This is a genomic window from Candidatus Ulvibacter alkanivorans (assembly GCF_003333325.1).
In the GTDB taxonomy this organism is placed as follows: Bacteria; Bacteroidota; Bacteroidia; order Flavobacteriales; family Flavobacteriaceae; genus Ulvibacter_A; species Ulvibacter_A alkanivorans.
The window spans coordinates 1-2,326 of sequence record NZ_QOLC01000075.1; the positions used below are offsets into that span (position 1 = coordinate 1).

The 2,326-nt window shown below is 39.8% G+C and carries 2 protein-coding genes; both read left to right on the forward strand.

Features of this window, described 5'->3' with window-relative positions; genetic code table 11:
• The first annotated feature begins 4 nt into the window (after nucleotides 1–4).
• On the forward strand, nucleotides 5–1,402 hold the full coding sequence (locus DWA30_RS06500) for an arginine decarboxylase (protein WP_114491731.1): 1,398 nt from the start codon (nucleotides 5–7) through the stop codon (nucleotides 1,400–1,402).
• Nucleotides 1,392–2,326 (forward strand): agmatinase (gene speB / locus DWA30_RS06505; protein WP_114491730.1); only part of this gene is annotated, 935 nt, incomplete at its 3' end. The genes DWA30_RS06500 and speB, both read left to right, overlap by 11 nt.

A 2,326-nucleotide genomic window follows, 5' to 3' on the forward strand; every position in this document is an offset into this window, starting at 1 on the left:
TAAGATGAATACAAAATATATTGACTTAATCAATCAGACCTATGATTTTCCTCAAGAGGAGTTCAAGGTCGAAAACAGCAATTTGCAATTCCACGATATCGATCTTATGAAATTGATATCCGATTACGGTGCGCCTTTAAAATTTACCTATCTGCCTAAGATATCAGATAATATTCAACGTGCAAAGCAATGGTTTTCCGAAGCGATTAAAAAACACGATTATAAGGGCGATTACAAGTATTGCTATTGTACGAAAAGCTCTCACTTTAAACACGTGCTTCACGAGGCCACCAAAAACGATATTCATATCGAAACTTCCTCTGCATTCGATATCGACATCGTTGAAAATCTAAAGGCTGAAGGCAAGATCGACGATTCCACCTTTATTGTGTGCAACGGCTTTAAACGCGAACAATATATCACCAATATTGCGCGCCTTATTAACGGAGGTCAAAAGAACTGTATTCCGGTTATCGATAATTACGAAGAGCTGGGATTGCTTTCAGAAAAAATTAATGGTAAATTTAAAGTGGGTATTCGTATTGCTTCGGAAGAAGAACCAAAATTCGAGTTTTATACATCTCGGTTGGGTATCGGTTACAAGAACATCGTTCCTTTTTACGAAAAACAGATAAAAGACAATGAGCAAGTGGAACTCACCATGCTTCATTTCTTTATCAATACCGGAATTCGCGATACGGCCTATTACTGGAACGAACTTTTAAAATGTCTTACCGTTTACGTAAAACTAAAAAAGATATGCCCCAGTCTTAACAGTTTAAATATTGGTGGCGGTTTTCCCATCAAGAATTCATTGGCTTTCGAGTACGATTATGAGTACTTGATCGATGAGATCGTAAATCAGATCAATAAAACCTGTGCCGATGCAGATGTGGCCGTGCCTAACATTTTTACCGAATTTGGAAGTTTTACCGTTGGAGAAAGTGGAGGCGCCATATATGAAGTGTTGTATCAAAAACAACAAAATGATCGTGAAAAATGGAACATGATCAATTCGTCATTCATCACCACCTTACCCGATACATGGGCCATTAGCAAACGTTTTATCATGATGGCCGTAAATCGCTGGAACGACGAATACGAACGTGTTTTATTGGGTGGTCTCACCTGCGACAGTGACGACTATTATAACAGCGAGCAACATATGAATGCAATCTATTTACCAAAATATAAAAGAGAGAAGCCGCTGTATATCGCATTTTTCAATACCGGGGCCTACCAAGAAACAATAGGAGGATTTGGCGGATTGCAACATTGCTTGATCCCATCTCCAAAACACATTTTGATCGATAAAGATATAGATGGCAACATCACGACTAACTTATTTTCAAATCAACAAACTAGCGAGCAATTGCTAAATATATTAGGTTATGAGCAATAGAACTTATGCGGGAATCTCAAAAGAGTACGCAGCTTTAGAAACTTCAAAAATCGTCTTGATACCTGTGCCATACGACGGTACAAGTACATGGCAAAAAGGCGCAGACAAAGGTCCGGAAGCTTTTTTAAAGGCTTCTGAAAATATGGAGTTATACGATATCGAAACTCAAACCGAAGTGTACAAGCAAGGGGTCCATTTAACCGATCCAATTGTCGAGAACAGTTCGGCTGAAGCAGTCGTAGAAGCGGTATACAAGCGTACGAAAGAGTATATTCTTCGGAATAAATTCGTGACCATCTTTGGTGGCGAACACAGTATCTCGATAGGGACCATTCGCGCTTTTAACGAATGTTTCGATAATTTAACAGTTCTCCATATCGACGCACATGCCGATCTGCGTAAAGAATACGAAGGGTCAAGCTGTAACCATGCCTGTGCAGTCTATGAAGCGAGTCAAACTACAAATTTGATCCAAGTAGGAATACGCAGTATGGATGTTGCAGAAACAACAGTTCTGGATGAAGATAAGACGTGGTTTGCACACGACTTGGCCAACGATGATTACTGGGTGGATAATGTGATCGATGCGCTGGGCGAAAACGTTTTTATCACTTTCGATCTGGATGCCTTAGATCCATCGATCATGCCAAGCACAGGCACCCCCGAACCCGGTGGGCTGCTTTGGTATGAGACCCTTCAGTTCTTGCAGCAGGTATTCGAACATAAGAACGTGGTAGGCTTCGATATCGTTGAGCTATGTCCCAATGAAGTAGACAAATCTTCAGACTTCTTAGCAGCAAAGCTGTACTATAAAATGCTAAGCTATAAGTTTAATGATGAAGACGAAGACGAGGAATTTGAAAGCAATCTTTCAAAAACCAAAAATCAATTATCAAAATTTAAATCAGACGAAGATGCATACTA

What these genes read in the sequence shown, in the direction of transcription:
- DWA30_RS06500 (WP_114491731.1), top strand. Translation starts at nt 5, where the DNA reads ATGAATACAAAATATATTGACTTAATCAATCAGACCTATGATTTTCCT.